This is a genomic window from Thermococcus sp. 21S9 (genome assembly GCF_012027635.1).
Taxonomy (GTDB): domain Archaea; phylum Methanobacteriota_B; class Thermococci; order Thermococcales; family Thermococcaceae; genus Thermococcus.
Genome location: NZ_SNUS01000077.1, coordinates 1 through 384, shown reverse-complemented (window position 1 = coordinate 384; position 384 = coordinate 1). Strand labels below are relative to the sequence as shown.

1 protein-coding gene and 1 pseudogene are annotated in these 384 nt (G+C 42.7%); both read right to left on the bottom strand.

The window, feature by feature from the left end; translation table 11 throughout:
• On the bottom strand, positions 1-275 hold a 275-nt coding region (locus E3E28_RS11055), incomplete at its 3' end, for a V-type ATP synthase subunit E family protein (protein ID WP_240921760.1).
• 32 nt (positions 276-307) lie between these two features.
• Positions 308-384: pseudogene (locus tag E3E28_RS11300) on the bottom strand (V-type ATP synthase subunit K); the annotation flags it as partial.

Genomic DNA, 384 nt, shown 5'->3' with positions numbered 1-384 from the left:
TCTTCCGATCTCTTAAGAACTTCGTTTATCAACTCCTCTTGAAGAGCCAGCCTTTTCTTTCTAATTTCGAGCTTAGCATTTGCTACAATCCTCTGCTTTTCTATTTCAGCTTGTGTTTGTGCTTTTCTCAAAATCCACTCTGCTTTAGCTCTAGCTCTTTTTTCTGCTTCTGCTTTAATTTCCTCAGCTTGCTTCTCTGCTTCGCTTAGAATATACCTTATCTTCTGCTCTGCCTCTCTGTTTATCTCCTCGATGATCAGCTTTGCTCCTTCCATTGCTCTGCCTCCCTAAAGGAAAGTTAAGGGGCTCAGAAGCCCACTCCTGTAACTATCAATATCAAAGCACCAACAAGACCGAAGATTGCCATTGTCTCAGCCATAGCGG